15 protein-coding genes and 2 pseudogenes are annotated in these 14,714 nt (G+C 37.5%); 13 read left to right on the top strand and 4 right to left on the bottom strand.

Annotation, left to right across the window (positions count from 1 at the left end):
- From V7083_RS12075 to V7083_RS12065, 3 genes are all read left to right on the top strand, one after another.
- Positions 1-701 (top strand): spore germination protein (locus V7083_RS12075; RefSeq protein ID WP_335477996.1); only part of this gene is annotated, 701 nt, incomplete at its 5' end.
- Positions 698-1,798 (top strand): GerAB/ArcD/ProY family transporter, encoded by a 1,101-nt coding sequence (locus V7083_RS12070; protein ID WP_335477995.1) that lies wholly within the window; start codon positions 698-700, stop codon positions 1,796-1,798. The genes V7083_RS12075 and V7083_RS12070, both read left to right, overlap by 4 nt.
- Entirely contained in the window at positions 1,795-2,910 is a 1,116-nt protein-coding gene (locus V7083_RS12065; RefSeq protein ID WP_335477993.1) for a Ger(x)C family spore germination protein, read from the top strand. The genes V7083_RS12070 and V7083_RS12065 overlap by 4 nt, the downstream gene beginning before the upstream one ends.
- A 476-nt stretch (positions 2,911-3,386) precedes the next feature.
- Here the strand turns inward: V7083_RS12065 and V7083_RS12060 are convergent, their stop codons facing one another.
- Complete coding sequence (locus tag V7083_RS12060; RefSeq protein WP_335477991.1) at positions 3,387-4,061, bottom strand: helix-turn-helix transcriptional regulator; 675 nt, start codon at positions 4,059-4,061, stop codon at positions 3,387-3,389.
- A gap of 489 nt (positions 4,062-4,550) precedes the next feature.
- Between V7083_RS12060 and sdaAB the strand changes: the two genes are divergently transcribed.
- The 6 genes and pseudogenes from sdaAB (at position 4,551) to folE (ending at position 9,173) form a co-directional block, all read left to right on the top strand.
- The gene (gene sdaAB / locus V7083_RS12055) at positions 4,551-5,252 is read left to right on the top strand and encodes an L-serine ammonia-lyase, iron-sulfur-dependent subunit beta (protein ID WP_335477989.1); all 702 of its coding nucleotides are present in this window, start codon (positions 4,551-4,553) and stop codon (positions 5,250-5,252) included.
- 18 nt (positions 5,253-5,270) lie between these two features.
- A complete protein-coding gene (gene sdaAA, locus V7083_RS12050; RefSeq protein ID WP_335477987.1) occupies positions 5,271-6,161 on the top strand; it encodes an L-serine ammonia-lyase, iron-sulfur-dependent, subunit alpha in 891 nt (296 codons plus the stop codon).
- A gap of 98 nt (positions 6,162-6,259) precedes the next feature.
- Entirely contained in the window at positions 6,260-7,573 is a 1,314-nt protein-coding gene (locus V7083_RS12045) for an aromatic amino acid transport family protein (RefSeq protein WP_335477985.1), read from the top strand.
- 57 nt (positions 7,574-7,630) lie between these two features.
- Positions 7,631-7,861, top strand: a pseudogene (locus tag V7083_RS12040) (6-pyruvoyl trahydropterin synthase family protein); the annotation flags it as partial.
- Complete coding sequence (gene queE / locus V7083_RS12035; protein ID WP_335477983.1) at positions 7,854-8,582, top strand: 7-carboxy-7-deazaguanine synthase QueE; 729 nt, start codon at positions 7,854-7,856, stop codon at positions 8,580-8,582. The pseudogene V7083_RS12040 and the gene queE, both read left to right, overlap by 8 nt.
- 27 nt (positions 8,583-8,609) lie before the next feature.
- Positions 8,610-9,173: a GTP cyclohydrolase I FolE gene (gene folE / locus V7083_RS12030; protein WP_335477981.1), complete on the top strand. Its 564-nt coding sequence runs from the start codon at positions 8,610-8,612 to the stop codon at positions 9,171-9,173.
- A 56-nt stretch (positions 9,174-9,229) separates the two neighbouring features.
- Here the strand turns inward: folE and V7083_RS12025 are convergent, their stop codons facing one another.
- The 3 genes from V7083_RS12025 to V7083_RS12015 are packed head-to-tail and all read right to left on the bottom strand — an operon-like array spanning position 9,230 to position 11,109.
- Positions 9,230-9,694 carry a low molecular weight protein-tyrosine-phosphatase gene (locus V7083_RS12025; RefSeq protein ID WP_335477980.1) on the bottom strand — a complete coding sequence of 155 codons (465 nt, stop codon included), beginning with the start codon at positions 9,692-9,694 and terminating at the stop codon, positions 9,230-9,232.
- Between the two features lie 53 nt (positions 9,695-9,747).
- A complete protein-coding gene (locus tag V7083_RS12020; RefSeq protein ID WP_335477978.1) occupies positions 9,748-10,458 on the bottom strand; it encodes a B3/B4 domain-containing protein in 711 nt (236 codons plus the stop codon).
- Between the two features lie 27 nt (positions 10,459-10,485).
- Positions 10,486-11,109 carry an FMN-binding negative transcriptional regulator gene (locus V7083_RS12015; protein WP_335477976.1) on the bottom strand — a complete coding sequence of 208 codons (624 nt, stop codon included), beginning with the start codon at positions 11,107-11,109 and terminating at the stop codon, positions 10,486-10,488.
- A gap of 110 nt (positions 11,110-11,219) precedes the next feature.
- Here V7083_RS12015 and V7083_RS12010 point away from each other — a divergent pair, with 110 nt between their 5' ends.
- The 4 genes and pseudogenes from V7083_RS12010 to V7083_RS11995 all read left to right on the top strand — a co-directional run.
- Complete coding sequence (locus V7083_RS12010) at positions 11,220-12,602, top strand: PLP-dependent aminotransferase family protein (protein ID WP_335477974.1); 1,383 nt, start codon at positions 11,220-11,222, stop codon at positions 12,600-12,602.
- Between the two features lie 161 nt (positions 12,603-12,763).
- Complete coding sequence (locus tag V7083_RS12005) at positions 12,764-13,552, top strand: hypothetical protein (protein WP_335477972.1); 789 nt, start codon at positions 12,764-12,766, stop codon at positions 13,550-13,552.
- Positions 13,553-13,557: 5 nt separating this feature from the next.
- Positions 13,558-14,016 carry a hypothetical protein gene (locus tag V7083_RS12000; protein ID WP_335477970.1) on the top strand — a complete coding sequence of 153 codons (459 nt, stop codon included), beginning with the start codon at positions 13,558-13,560 and terminating at the stop codon, positions 14,014-14,016.
- Positions 14,017-14,495: 479 nt separating this feature from the next.
- Positions 14,496-14,714: pseudogene (locus V7083_RS11995) on the top strand (MFS transporter); the annotation flags it as partial.

The following is a 14,714-nucleotide window of genomic DNA, read 5'->3' as shown; positions in this document are numbered from 1 at the left end:
CACTTATATCTTTTTTTCACAATGTGGATGACTATGGGTCACGTTTCCTAACGGCAAATTTTATACGGTTAATGAGGTTATTGGCTTTTTTCGTGGCTATTTTTTTCCCCGCACTTTATATATCTTTAATTTCGTTTAATTACGAGTTAATTCCTATAAAATTGTTGCTCAACATAGGAAAATATCGCGCTGAGGTGCCTTTTCCTCCACTGATTGAAGCACTTATTATGGAGATTGCACTAGAAATGCTTCGTGAGGCAGGGATACGTCTTCCAGCTCCCATAGCGCAAACGGTAGGGATTGTAGGGGCTATTGTAATCGGTCAAGCTGCTGTACAAGCTGGGATTGTCAGCAACATGATGATTATTGTTGTTGCATCTACCGCTATTGCTTCATTTATTATACCTAATTATGATATGAGCTCAGCCATTCGGTTATTGCGATTTCCTATGATGTTTCTTGCATCTTTGTTTGGAATTGTAGGTATTGTGATTGGTTTAATCACTTTGATTGGACATCTTATTTCTTTGGAATCGCTGGGTATTCCATACAGCAGTCCATTTACTCCAATCTATTTATCCGATTGGAAGGATAGTTTTTTGCGTGTTCCACTCTGGAAAATGACCCGTCGTCCTTTGAGCACAAGAGCGATTCAGGCAGTGAAACAAGGATCCAATGATCCTCGGGAGGGTGGAAAATGAAAAAGTATACTTACAATGAGATTACATTAACGCAATATATTTTTTTAATACATGGCGCACAAGTTGGCATCGGTGTACTGCAACTCCCACGAATCTTGGCAGAAAAGGCAGGTACGGATGGTTGGATCATTATCATCTTTGGCTGGATAGCATCTATTGTAGCAAGTCTAATCATTATTCAAATAATGAAGAAATATCCTGAAGGGACACTAATCGATTTAATTACAAAGTATTTTGGAAAGTGGGCAGGAAAAGCTATTGCCCTTTTCATTGCCCTGTATTTCGCTTATAGTGCGTTTCTCATTCTTCAGCGTTCAATCCTATTTATTCAAATATGGATTTTGCCGGGAGTAGCTGGTTATGTCCTTATGTTTTTATTCGCGATCCCTACCTATACTATTGCTCGTAGTGGAATTCGTATCATCGGTCGTTACGCTGAACTCGTTTTTTTCCTCCTATTATGGATGCCTTTCTTCTACTGGTTTGCCTTATGGGGAAACCATCACTGGATTCACCTTCTCCCACTGTTCAAAGATATGAAGAAGGTGCTGTTAGCAACTAAAACTACTGCATATTCTTTTTTCGGCTTTGAAATCGTGTTTTTGCTATATCCATTTTTACAAAATAAGGAAAAGGCTTCCGTAGGCATTATTATCGCCAATTCATTATCAATGCTCGTATTTTTATTCATAACTCTTGTATGTTTTGCCTTCTTTAGTCCCGACGAAATTACTCATTTTAACGAACCTACTTTAAGTATATTAAAAGTCGTGGAGTTTCGATTTTTAGAGAGAATGGAAATTATTTTTCTTGCGTTTTACTTGTTGGTTCTTTCTAGGGCATGGATGCCTTATATCTATGGTGCTGTTTTCTGTACAAGTTGGCTATTCGGGAAACAGAATCATAGCAAACACTTGCTTCTATTATTACTGTTGATGGTGGTGACCATATATTTTGTTATTCCTACTTTTAATCAAAATGACCTGTTGCAAGGGTTGAGCGCGAAAATTGCATTTCCCTTCATATATATAATCCCATTGTTTTTGTGGATTTACTTAAGTATCCATGAGCGTATCCGAAGTAGGTTTATCAAATGAAGAGGTTGATTGGTCTTTTTCTATTACTATTTTCCCTAATCATCCTTCCATCAGGAATGGTACCACCGCCATACATGGAGGATATAATGTTTCACTTAGCATTTGGAATAGATTTGAATAAAGAAAATGATGTGGAATTTTATGAATCAAGTCCTGTATTCAGTAAAGAAGCAAAAGAAAAAGAAGAAATAGTTGAAGTCAGGGCCAAAACAATTCGGCAATCTAGAAAGGAATTCGATGTTCGCAGCTCTGGTGTCTCTGTTGGATCAAAACTTGAGGTTCTACTTATTGGGAAAAAAATGCTCCAAGATCCAAATTGGCTTTCCTTACTAGATGTTTTTTTTCGCGATACTAAAGCTACAGTCAATCCTAGAATAATAATAGTAGATGGTCCTGTTTCAGAGATTATGCTTTTTAATGCTAAAGATAAACCAATCACCCCAATATATTTAAAGTCCATGATCGATACTTCAAATGAAAAGGGTGAAACTATAAAAACAACGCTCCAGGATCTGCATCGGCAGATTTTTGACAAAGGTCTCACTCCCAGCATTCCTAACATTAAACTGGAGAAAGAAATAACAATAACAGGCAGTACATTATTAAACGAGAAGGGAGGGTATAGCACTTCGCTTAATCCTCAGGAAACAACCTTGTTACAAATATTAAAAGGAGAGAATGTTGATTTTAGTTTTACCCTCCCTATTGTATATGGGAAAAAGGAGAACACAATCTACAGAAATATGTTAAGCTTTAATGCTCGTAACGTAAAAACAAAAATTCATACAGGGTATAATCATGGTAAATTTACATTCGACATTCACGTAAAAATGTTCATGGAAATAACGGAGCGTCTATCTCCAATTAATATGAATCATAATAATGACAAACTAGAAAAAATGGTAGAAGAACAACTGAAAATACAATTTGACCAATTAATAAAGAAAATCCAAAAACATAATATTGATCCAATTGGCTTAGGTTTATATGCAAGAGCCTATCAAAATAAGCAATATGAACAAGTTCAGGACCATTGGGGCAAAGCCTTAGGAGAAGCAACAATCAATACTTCAATAGATGTTACAACACGAACCATGGGGGCTGTCAGATAAACAAAGAGAATGGAGTTTACATTCTTTTAAGGAGGAAAAGACGAAAAGCCCTCTGGATAATAATTAAAGTGCAATACTTGAAAGCAATTTTGTTGCTAACCATGATAGTATTAAGTTCGGATTCATTTTATCTCCTAGAGTAGACCAGAATTATTTGGAGTCACCATCATTCTTTAAGAATATGGCCCTTTTCATAAAGAAAAGGGCTTTCCTTATTTCAGAAAAGCGCCCAGATTGCAGAAGATCAATTATCAAAATCTTTTCCTTGGTTTTTAAACGAATTAAAGTCAAGAAATTTGAATTTATGGTCTTTGAATAGATTAGAGTCTTTTTCTCGATAATACTTTTCAGCAGATAGACAAATGCAATCACACAATTTATCGATACTTACTCTGACTATTTTTGTTTTTAATATTTTTGAATTATCATTAGTTGGGTTTACCCAAGATAATTTTGTACCTATTATTATAATTTGGTTATTTTTGCATTGAATAATCTCGTGATACCATCTGAAGGTAACGATAAACACTTGATTCAGACATTCCCATTATATCAGAAACTTCATTTATGGTACCTTTAATATCAAATACCCCATATTCTTTTAATTTGGATATCGCCAGTTTCTTTTGATCTGGTGATAATTGGGCACCAGATTCTAGGATATCTTTATCGATTACAGTATAAATGATATTACTAACATTATCGTGAAGTCGTTCAACTGGCTGCTCTTGTTCGGTTTTCATCTCGATATGTTCAATATCAAGGCTTAGATTAACTAACTTTAACACGTCTTTTGCGACTTTGCGGTAGACGTCTGCATCGAAATTTATACATAACAGACCCTGTAATACACCTTTAGAATCTTTTATAAACAGAGTAGATGAACGAAACTTTTTTCCTCGCGGTCCTTCTCCAACATAATCTGTAACGAAATCCTTCTCTAAATAGACTTTTTCGCTGATAAGCTTTTTGGCGTAATCCGTTAATGGCCCATTCAGTGTCCTGCCGCTTAATTCTCCATTGACGATGTGACCGATCTGAGAACCACCCTCAGGTTTTAAGACATGTAAAACAAATTCATAATTAGATCCTAAAATTGCTCCGAAGTAATTCATGATATTTTGATAGTGCCGAAATAACTCTTTCTCCAATCAATACTCCTCCTTACATAGTACTTTTCCAATAAACAAGAGTTCTTTTCCTATTATTTAAATTTTTATTGAAAGCGTTTTAATTATACTGTTCGCTTGGTTACGCTTCATTTATATTACTATCAAGACAATGGATAGTAGGGGAAAATTGGTATAATTATCCCCATTTTTTTATAGTTCAATTAGATTATATCAAACTTTTGAAATATTCCAAGGCAATATAATAATTTTTTTTTATAATAATAGATTATTATTATTATTGCGTTGACATAGGGTAGAAGGCATGATATATTTTGCATGTGATAATAAAAAATAATTACTGTAATAAATTATTTCTATTAACAAGGTAATAGTTTTACAGAAAAATAAATTTTTTTGCAGGGGTCTGGAAGCGTTTTCTAACATCTTCATTCAAATGTCTGCTAGAGTCCGAATGGTTAAAAAGACTGTATGAAACTCCATTTGGGCCAAATTTAAGGAGGTACTTTTATGAGTATAGGGTTGGCGCCAATTAAAGAAAAAAAGGTAGTTAAGTACAAAAGTTGCTTTGATGTGATTGGTCCAGTTATGATTGGTCCTTCCAGTTCACATACTGCAGGAGCTTTAGCAATTGGGGCTGTAGCAAATAAGTTATTTCAAGGTCTTCCGAAGAAGGTTGTCGTCAAGTACTACGAGTCCTTTGCGGAAACTCATAAAGGACATGGAACAGACTTTGCCATTATTGGGGGGATTTTAGGGTTTGCTCCAGATGACAGCAGGGTACCAGATGCGATTAATATAGCAGAAGCAAAAGGCATTGATATTACTTTTATTGAGATTCCAGGGGAAAGTCCAGCAGGTCACCCAAATACAGCAGATGTTTATTTGGAAGATGATAGTCGAAGTATTCGAACACTCGGAATTTCGATCGGCGGCGGATTAATTGAAGTGAAAGAGATTGAGGTAGGTGGTTTTCAATTAAAACTAACTGGGCCATTGCCAATTGTTATCGCCATTTCTGAAGATACGGATATTGAATTCATGTTACGTAGAATTCTTAAGAAATATGAAGTAGAAGTAAACGACTATTATCATTTAGAAGGAAGCAAGAAGTATTTACATGCGTTTGCTTTAGATATGTTATTGTCAAAAAATGTTCAGAAAGAACTTGAAAGCTTAAACAACTTAGCGAATATTATGATTCTCTATTAAAAACAGGGGGGAGAAGATATGTACACATCAATAAAGGAAATTGTTGAAGCAGCAAATAAGAGACAAATGCCCCTTTATGCATTAATGATTGAACAGGAAATGGAAATAACCAAAGCTTCATACGAAGAGGTTTGGAGCAAAATGGAAAAGAATTTAACGACAATGGAAAACTCCATTAATAGAAGCATTGAAGGCGACGGTGTATTTTCACCAACTGGTTTAACTGGTGGAGATGCAGTAAAGATAATGAACTATCGATCAAAAGGGAAAACACTTTCTGGGGATTTGATGGTATACGGAGTCCAAAGCTCAATTGGAGTGAATGAAGTGAATGCTTCGTTAGGGGCAATTTGTGCGACTCCAACAGCAGGTGCAAGTGGGACGATTCCGGGCGTACTATTTGGTATTAAAGATACACTCAACCTAAGTCGTGAAGATATGATTCATTTTCTTTTCACATCTGCATTGTTTGGGATGGTTGTTGCAAATAATGCTTGTATTGCCGGAGCTTTCGGTGGATGTCAGGCTGAAGTAGGAAGTGCGTCAGCTATGGCAGCAGCTGCAGCGGTAGAAGCGGCAGGAGGAACACCGCAGCAATCTTCTGAAGCATTCTCAACAGCATTGCAAAATTTACTAGGTCTTGTTTGTGACCCTGTTGCTGGTTTAGTCGAAATACCTTGTGTAAAAAGAAATGCCATCGGAACAGCAAATGCTTTAGTCGCAGCGGATATTGCATTAGCAGATGTAACAAATGTGATCAATGCCGATGAAGTCATTGAAGCGATGTATAGAGTTGGAAGGCAAATGCCTCGTGAATTAAAAGAAACAGGTCTTGGTGGAGTTGCTGCAACACCGACAGGAATTGCGATTAAAAGTAGAATCTTCGGCGACAAACATATACCGAGGTAACATTTGCTGACAATTTGTGAAATATTGAGCAAACTTTTAAAGGGTAGTTAGTTATTTTTAAAATAAAAAATATAAGATATTACGAGGAGGACTGTATTATGCAAGGGAATACCGCTAGACAATTAGATTATGAATATAAACAACCTGAACAAAAACAGTATCCAGATCCGAAAAAATGGCATAAACAAGATACCACATGGGCTTTGAGCCTTTTTGCAACAGCAATTGGAGCAGGGGTACTCTTTTTACCGATTAATGCCGGAGCAGGCGGTTTACTTTCATTACTATTAATTACTTTACTTTCATTTCCAATCATGTACTACTCACATCGAGCACTTGCTAAAATGATCTATGCTTCTAACTCCGCTGAAGAGGGGATTACAGGCACGATAAGAGAGTATTTCGGGAAAAAGGCAAGTATAATTTTTAATATCGTATTTTTTGTTTCCATCTATACGATTGTGTTGATGTATTCAGTAGCTCTAACCAATACAGCTAGTAGTTTTATGGTGAATCAATTGGGCATGGCAGAGCCTCCAAGGGCAATCTTATCACTTGTGTTAATACTTGGTCTAATAGCGATTTTAAATTTTGGACAAGATATTACAGTGAAATTTATGAGTATGCTTGTATATCCGTTTATCCTTTCCCTACTTTTTATTGCAGTATCGTTAATTCCACAGTGGAATACGTCGATGCTTAGTTTCTCAAGTGTTTCAACTGCTTCAACTGGAACTGGAATTTTTGGAACGATATTAATGATTCTACCAATTATCGTATTCTCATTTAATCATTCTCCTATCATTTCGCAATTTGTTATCAAACAGAGAGCAACTTATGGTATCGAAGCTGTTGACGCAAAGAGCGCGCAAATCCAAAAGGTTACTTATATTATGACCTTCACAGTAGTTATGTTCTTCGTTTGGAGCAGTGTCTTGAGCTTAACTCCAAATGATTTAGTTATGGCAAAAGAACAAAATCTATCTATTCTGTCTTATCTTGCGAATGAGCAAAACTCAAATCTAATTACAATTGCAGCTCCTATCATCGCATTTGTAGCAATAACAAAGTCTTTCCTTGGACACTATGTTGGAGCGTATGAGGTTATGCGTGACATGATTCTTGAGGCTGGCAGAGCACGTGGAATGAACATCAAAGAAAAGACAGTTAAGACATCAATTCTTATCTTTGTAGTATTATCATGCTGGTATGTTGCGTATACAAACCCAAGTATCCTTGGACTAATTGATAGATTGAGCGGTCCGCTAGTTGCAGCAATCCTTTGTGTATTACCAATGTATGCTATCCGTAAAGTTCCTGTACTAGCTAAGTACAGAGGCAAATTAAGCAATATCTTTGTTATTATCATCGGTATTCTTACAATCCTAGCAAGTATTAAATCATTCTTCTAATAATAACAATAGGTTAAACCACTTCCTATCAATGGGGAGTGGTTTTTTTATGTTATTGAAATTTGGAAAAATGAAATTGAGATTCATCTCGATCATCGCTACTTAAACGAAACCTTGCCTCCAATGAATACGACAGCAGAAAATATGGTGGTTTGGATTTTCGAAAAAATGAAAGAGGCACTGGATCAAATTCCTCAATACCTTGGAGCAAGAGTGGAGTTTGTCCGTTTATTTGAAACGCCTACCAGCTACGCCGAAGCAAGACGGGAGTGGATGGAAGTTGAGTAAAATTCCTGTTATGGAAATTTTTGGACCGACCATCCAAGGAGAGGGAATGGTAATCGGGCAAAAAACCATGTTTGTGCGTACCGCCGGTTGTGATTATTCCTGTTCCTGGTGTGACTCTGCGTTTACCTGGGACGGAACCGGAAAAGAGTTAACCATACAAATGACTGCAGAAGAAATTTGGCAGGAGCTAGTTAGCCTTGGCGGAGATGGATTTTCCTTTGTTACGATCTCTGGAGGGAATCCAGCCTTATTAAAAAATCTTAACAGTTTAATAGAATTATTAAAGAAAAATCATATAAACATCGGATTAGAAACACAAGGCAGCAAGTGGCAAGATTGGTTTTACCAAATCGATGAATTAACAATTTCACCAAAACCGCCAAGTTCAGGAATGAACACCAATTTTGAAACACTTGACCAAATAATTGAAAACCTAATGAAAGCAGACCATTCTCGAAATGTCAGCTTAAAGGTCGTTGTTTTCAATGGGGAAGATTACGAATATGCGAAAAATGTCCATTTCCGTTATCCTGAGGTTCCGTTTTTCTTCCAGGTAGGAAATGATGATAACAAAACGAATGAAAATCAGCAGTTAGTAAGTCAATTAATTGATAAATATGAATGGCTGATCGAAAAAGTCATGAAAGATCACGAGCTTAAAAACGTAAAAGTGTTGCCGCAATTGCATACGTATGTTTGGGGAAACAAGCGCGGCGTATAGTTTTATAGAGGAAAAAGGGGAGAAATGATGAGTACTATAAATAAAGAGAAAATTCAAGAAGCAGTACATTTACTATTAGAAGCGGTTGGTGAAGATCCAAACAGAGAGGGGCTTTTGGATACTCCAAAACGTGTGGCCAAAATGTATGAAGAAATGTTTGCCGGCTTAACGATTGATCCGAAAGTGTATTTCGAAACCATTTTCACCGAAGACCACGAAGAAGTAGTATTGGTAAAGGATATTCCATTTTACTCGATGTGCGAGCATCATCTCGTTCCGTTCTTCGGCAAAGCACATGTAGCTTACATTCCTAAAAATGGTCGGGTGACAGGACTAAGCAAATTGGCCAGAGCGGTGGAAGCTATATCTCGCAGACCGCAATTACAAGAGAGAATTACTTCGACTGTTGCCGATACCATGATGGAAACACTTGAGCCTCATGGGGTCATGGTGGTTATTGAAGCCGAGCATATGTGCATGACCATGCGCGGAGTGAAGAAACCGGGGGCTAGTACCGTCACCACGGCTGCCCGTGGAGTATTTGCAACGGATAGTCAAGCACGGACAGAAATATTGTCGTTCATAAAATAATCAAAAAAAGTGCTAGGCACCACTTCCAAAACGGGATGGTACCTGGCACTTTTTTGTTATAATTCATGTTCAACCCGAATTTTCTCCAGCAATGCGCGACAGCCTTCTGAAACAAGATCATACGTTTCCTGAAAATTGCCGGTATAATAAGGATCCGGAACATCCTTTTTATGTGACGTTAGATCAAGCAGGCGAAAGATCTTCGGATGTTTCGGCTGACCCAGAATCTCCGAAATGTTCTTCTTGTTGCTTTCATCCATCCCGATTATGTAATCAAACTTTTCAAAATCAGCCTTGGTTAATTGGCGGCCAACAAGCCCTTCTGAAGAACCCCGATATTTTTTCAGGATTTCCAGTGTGCCTTTGTGGGGTGGGGAACCAATATGCCAAGAACTGGTGGCAGCGGAATCAACGGCAATTTTGTCAGATAGCTGTTCCTTTTTCACTAAATCATGAAACAAAGCTTCAGCCATCGGTGATCGGCAAATATTTCCAAGGCAGACGAATAGTACATGAATCATGGAGAAAACCCCTTTTACCAGTATTTTAAGTAATTATCATAACACTAGTAAGTTTACCCTACAATCGTCATTTGCTTATTATGAATATCTAAGACTTCCATCTTTACCGTACCACCAAGATGCTGTGAAACCAAATCAGACAGTTCTCTAAGCGCTAAATGAAACTCATCGCTTCTTGTTTCATCGACTAATTCAATGCATAGGAATGCATTTTTTGTATTTTCTGTCAGCATTGTCCTCTGAGCTTCACGCCAGTTCCAGCATCGGCATATGGCACCAACATCATCCTTATATACAATTTCACCTTCAAATGGGGGAGCATTTTCATCACTTCCCAATGGGATAAATGGTTCGTTCCCATTTGCTCGCGTTAGCCTAATGTCGCCAGCAAACGTGTCGATGTCTTCTCCACCGCATGGAAGCCCATAACGTAATGAAATCGAATTATATATGTCAACAAGCGGGTTGATGGTTCCGATATGATTGCCATTTTTCACCCGTTTCAGTAAAGCTTCAATGGAACACCTTGCACCTTTCTTTGTCTTGAATTTTTGAAAAGCATCTCGCCAAACGGATATAACGGGATTATTGCTGAATTCCTCTTGACTGAAAAATGCTTGTGCTTCTTTCTCTGCTTCCTGTAGCAGACCCTCGTAGATTTCAACGTCTCTAATAGAATTATCGATCCCTTCACAAATAACGGTGCCTATTTTTGCATGAGGGAATAATGTCCAAAAATCATCTTCAATGATAAATTTAGTCATAAACTTACTCTCCATTTCGTTATGAACTTATTTAAATAACCCTTTCCGTTGTTCACGCATCCACTGAGCAACCTGAACTTCTTCTTGGTCATTTGATGTTTCCAGCTCGCTAACAATTGATTTGTAATCAGTGTCAGAACGATTCTGGCTCATTTTGGCTGCAGCTTGAATAGAAGTGATCTCAATTTCAAACCCAACTATACCTTTCATTTCACTTTCAAGCAACTCTGGATCAAATGTATCCCAGAGCCTTCCATTTTCTCGGTGAGACTCATAGTGTTTCAGCATCGTATCCAAAGCTGATTTCAGTTCGTCGCCACTGATGATACGTGCCGTTCCATAGGCATGTACAGCCAGATAATCCCAAGTAGGAACTTCTTCCACCGCATACCAGCTTGATGAAATGTAAGCATGTGCTCCTTGAAAAATAAGTAACACATCACTATTATTTTCTAACGTTTTTTTCTGCTTGTTTCCGTAAGCAATGTGCCCAGTACCATAGATTTTTCCGTCCTCTTCACGAATTTCCAAAGGTATATGCGTGGCCAAGGGACGATGCTCATCAACTGTAATCAGTAAGGCAAACGGGTTAGACTTCATCAATTGAATGGCTTCATCATGATTCATACGATATTGCTTAGGAATATACATACAATCATCCTTTCAAAATTTTTGGTGAATGGTTAATAAAATAATAATATACAAGCTGACATAAAAAAAGGTACAATATCAAACAAACATACATGTCAGAAGGAATGAGAATGAATAATACCATTTTTACTTTTAACTATCATAGCCCAAAATACAAACAAATCTACGAGAAACTTAAATTATATATTGAACAGGGAGACATTTTGGCAAATGAACAATTGCCTTCCATTCGACAACTTGCCGATTCCCTACATGTCAGCCGGAATACAACGTTAATGGCATATGAACAGCTTGTGGCTGAAGGGTATATTCGTGGTGAGGGAAGAAAAGGGTATTTCGCCAATGAATTAGAACCTGGAATCTTTCAGGAGCCTTATATTCCCCAGAAGAAAAGGCAAACAGAGACCATGATTCCCCCGAAAGTGAACTTTAGGGGGGATGCCGTTGATCAACCACAATTCCCGATGGAAATTTGGAGAAGAATCTCCAATCAAGTATTAACATTACAGGATACCTTTCAATATGGAGATCCTTTTGGAGAAGAAGCATTGCGCGAACAAATCGCCAATTATTTATTCGAATCACGCGGTGTGAAAACAAACGCTAATGCTATTATCATCGGAAGCAGTACTCAGCAAATACTTGTTTACTTGGGACATATACTAAGGGATGAATTTCAGAGTGTAATCGTGGAGGACCCCGGTTACGACGGTGCCCGGGAGGCGTTTCAATTCCATCGCTTTAGGTTGGAACCATTGCCTGTTCACGAAACCGGTGCGAACCTTTCACTATTGGAACAAATGCAATCACGATTAATTTATGTCACACCATCACATCAAAGTCCAATTGGTGTCAGCATGTCGATCGGTCAACGACAATTCCTAATTCAATGGGTAAACAAGAGGAAGGGGTATATAATCGAGGACGATTATGACAGTGAATTCCGCTATACACAAAAACCCTTTCCTGCTCTTGCCTCAATTGATTCAACAAGAGTCATTTATTTAGGAAATTTCTCAAAATCCTTTTTACCGGGAATTCGTCTAAGCTATATGGTGCTGCCAGAACCTGTTTTAAACATGTATAAAAAGCGCTTTCGAAATTTTGAGAGTTCCACCTCTCTTATCAGTCAACTTACCATGGCCAAATTTATGGAATTGGGAGAATGGAATCGCCACATCAAGCGTATGCGCCTGGTTTATAAAAAGAAAATGCAGCACTTAGTTTCACAATTAAGAAAGCAGTTTGGTCCAAGTATTTCTGTTATTGGAGAACAATCCGGTTTGTACGTATTAATCAAAATACATCTAAACCAATCAGAAGAGTGGTTAATCGAGCGTGCTGCCAATAATGGAGTAAAAGTGTGTCCCACCTCCTTCTACCATATTAATAAAATTTACGATGACCCTATGATTAAACTTGGATTTAGTCATCTTTCTCTTGATGAAATAGAATTTGGTGTTGAGCTTTTGAAAAGGGCATGGCTATGTTAGGTGGAAAGTTTATTTAAAAATGAATGAAACATGTCAGCGGGTTAGTGGAGCTTTTCTTGCTTATTATATAAAGGGCGATTGAACGGACTAAAGACAGGTATATTTGTCATCTTTTTATGGGAAATATAAGACAAATAACTTCTGAGGGTGAACAGAATCGGATGGATAACTACACCAATGACAACACCGCCAGAAGATATAAAGCCTATGTAAGTACTTTAGGAACGACTCAATTGCATTTGAGAAATCCTTATATCATTGCATGGTGGTCAGCAGCGTTCCCTGGATTCGGGCATATGCTTTTATCTAAATATCTTAGAGGGTATGCATTATTTATTTGGGAAGTTGTCGTTAATATTAAAGCACATGTCAATTTATCCATGATTTATTCCTTTCAAGGGAATATTGAGATGGCGAAAGAAGTATTAGACACAAGGTGGCTACTCATGTATATCCCTGTCTATATCTTCGGGATCTGGGATAGTTATCGGACTACAGTCGATATGAATAGAGTCTATCTGTTAGCGGATCGGGAAGGGCACCGTTTTAATTCCTTCTCGATAGGAGCTTTAGAGATTAACTATTTGGATAAACGAAATCCGGTTATTGCCGTTATGTGGTCATTGTTTATTCCTGGATTAGGGCAATTGTATATACATAGGATTTTAACTGCATTTTTTGTTATTGGTTGGTTAGTTATATTCTTTTACTATTCGCATGTACAAGAAGCGGTTGTCCTTCTTTTTCTGGGCCAAATAAAGGAAGCAACTGCTATTTTAAAACCTGAATGGCTTCTTTTTATCCCTTCACACTATGGGTTTGCAGTGTATGATTCATATACTAATACGGTTGAGAATAACAAACTGTTCGAAAAAGATTTAAGGAATCATCTAATGGAAAATTATCAATCTGCGAATTTCCAAATACTAAAAGGACAAAAAGTGAAGTGATCTAATTGCAGCTTTTTTCAACATTCGAGACAACGGGATTTTTAGAAATGGCCATTTCAACCCTAGAAAAAAGAGGGATTAAAAAAGAAAGTATTTTTGCGGTCCCATTGGATAATAAAGAAAAAGACCGTAAAATTTTTGATACCCTTCATCGGTCAGATGGTACAAGCCTGATTGATATTGGTATGGGACTCGCCACAGCATTTGCCGTAATAGGGGCAAGTATGGGCTTTAAATTAGCATGGGGACCGATTTTTTCGGGGCTAGCAGGAGCATTTGTGGGGTTTGTTCTTGGCTTCGCTATTAGGCTGTTCATGGAATTGGTTGTAAGGAAAAATAAACGAGCATTAAAAGGAGAGCATGCGGAAATCATCTTAATTGTTGAATGTGAAGAATCACAAGCTGAATTAGTAGAAGATATTCTTTGGAGCCATTTTGCTTTAGGAGTTGCAAAAGTTAAATGAATAGTCTTAAATAATGGATCGTCATCAAGGACGATCTTTTTGCTGTCCATTTTTATAGAAATAGTAGGAAAATGGATAATTCGAAAAGTTGAATAGTAAGGGGTGAAAAAAGATAATTGTTTTATAAACAGAACCATCATATTATGTTGTGAAAAAGGATGAAGATTATGCCAATTAATTCATTTGAGAACTATTCAATGAGCTGGAAACCATCGATTGATAAAACTATCTTTTGGGGCAAAATCCGCTTCCAGCAGTCGCAACATTTGCTCCGAAACAGGTCATAGGCTGTAAGGATTTCTGTGTGTGCACCGAAAACACTCGAGAAGCTTGAACAGGGATCAATCATTCTAAACGGTTGCTGAGCGAACTTACTTAATATTGTTTGCCATACAATTATGTTGTTGTGTGGTTTTTTTATGCATGTTATGATGGGGAAATCTAGTTGCGGATTATCCATATCATGAAAGGTAGGTGAGATTATGCTACAGAAAGAAAGCCTAAAAGCATTAGACGAACAATCAGCTTGGCTACAAAGCTTCCATTTTTCTACGGAAAAACAAAAATCGTTATATAAACGTACATTAATCGTTGTTAGTATTTCACAAATTTTAGGTGGAGCAGGGTTAGCGGCAGGGGTTACAGTCGGTGCTCTCCTTGCACAGCAAATGCTCGGCACTGATGCTTATGCTGGAATT

The organism is Bacillus sp. JJ1764, from assembly GCF_036962145.1.
Classification (GTDB): Bacteria; Bacillota; Bacilli; order Bacillales; family Cytobacillaceae; genus Neobacillus.
Note: the sequence above shows the minus strand (reverse complement) of the source record. Positions and strands in the feature narration are given on the sequence as shown.

Bases quoted from the DNA above. Each gene is read 5' to 3' on its own strand.
- V7083_RS12070 (WP_335477995.1), top strand. From the start codon at position 698: ATGAAAAAGTATACTTACAATGAGATTACATTAACGCAATATATTTTT.
- V7083_RS12065 (WP_335477993.1), top strand. From the start codon at position 1,795: ATGAAGAGGTTGATTGGTCTTTTTCTATTACTATTTTCCCTAATCATC.
- sdaAB (WP_335477989.1), top strand. From the start codon at position 4,551: ATGAGTATAGGGTTGGCGCCAATTAAAGAAAAAAAGGTAGTTAAGTAC.
- sdaAA (WP_335477987.1), top strand. From the start codon at position 5,271: ATGTACACATCAATAAAGGAAATTGTTGAAGCAGCAAATAAGAGACAA.
- V7083_RS12045 (WP_335477985.1), top strand. From the start codon at position 6,260: ATGCAAGGGAATACCGCTAGACAATTAGATTATGAATATAAACAACCT.
- folE (WP_335477981.1), top strand. From the start codon at position 8,610: ATGAGTACTATAAATAAAGAGAAAATTCAAGAAGCAGTACATTTACTA.
- V7083_RS12025 (WP_335477980.1), bottom strand. From the start codon at position 9,694: ATGATTCATGTACTATTCGTCTGCCTTGGAAATATTTGCCGATCACCG.
- V7083_RS12020 (WP_335477978.1), bottom strand. From the start codon at position 10,458: ATGACTAAATTTATCATTGAAGATGATTTTTGGACATTATTCCCTCAT.
- V7083_RS12015 (WP_335477976.1), bottom strand. From the start codon at position 11,109: ATGTATATTCCTAAGCAATATCGTATGAATCATGATGAAGCCATTCAA.
- V7083_RS12010 (WP_335477974.1), top strand. From the start codon at position 11,220: ATGAATAATACCATTTTTACTTTTAACTATCATAGCCCAAAATACAAA.
- V7083_RS12005 (WP_335477972.1), top strand. From the start codon at position 12,764: ATGGATAACTACACCAATGACAACACCGCCAGAAGATATAAAGCCTAT.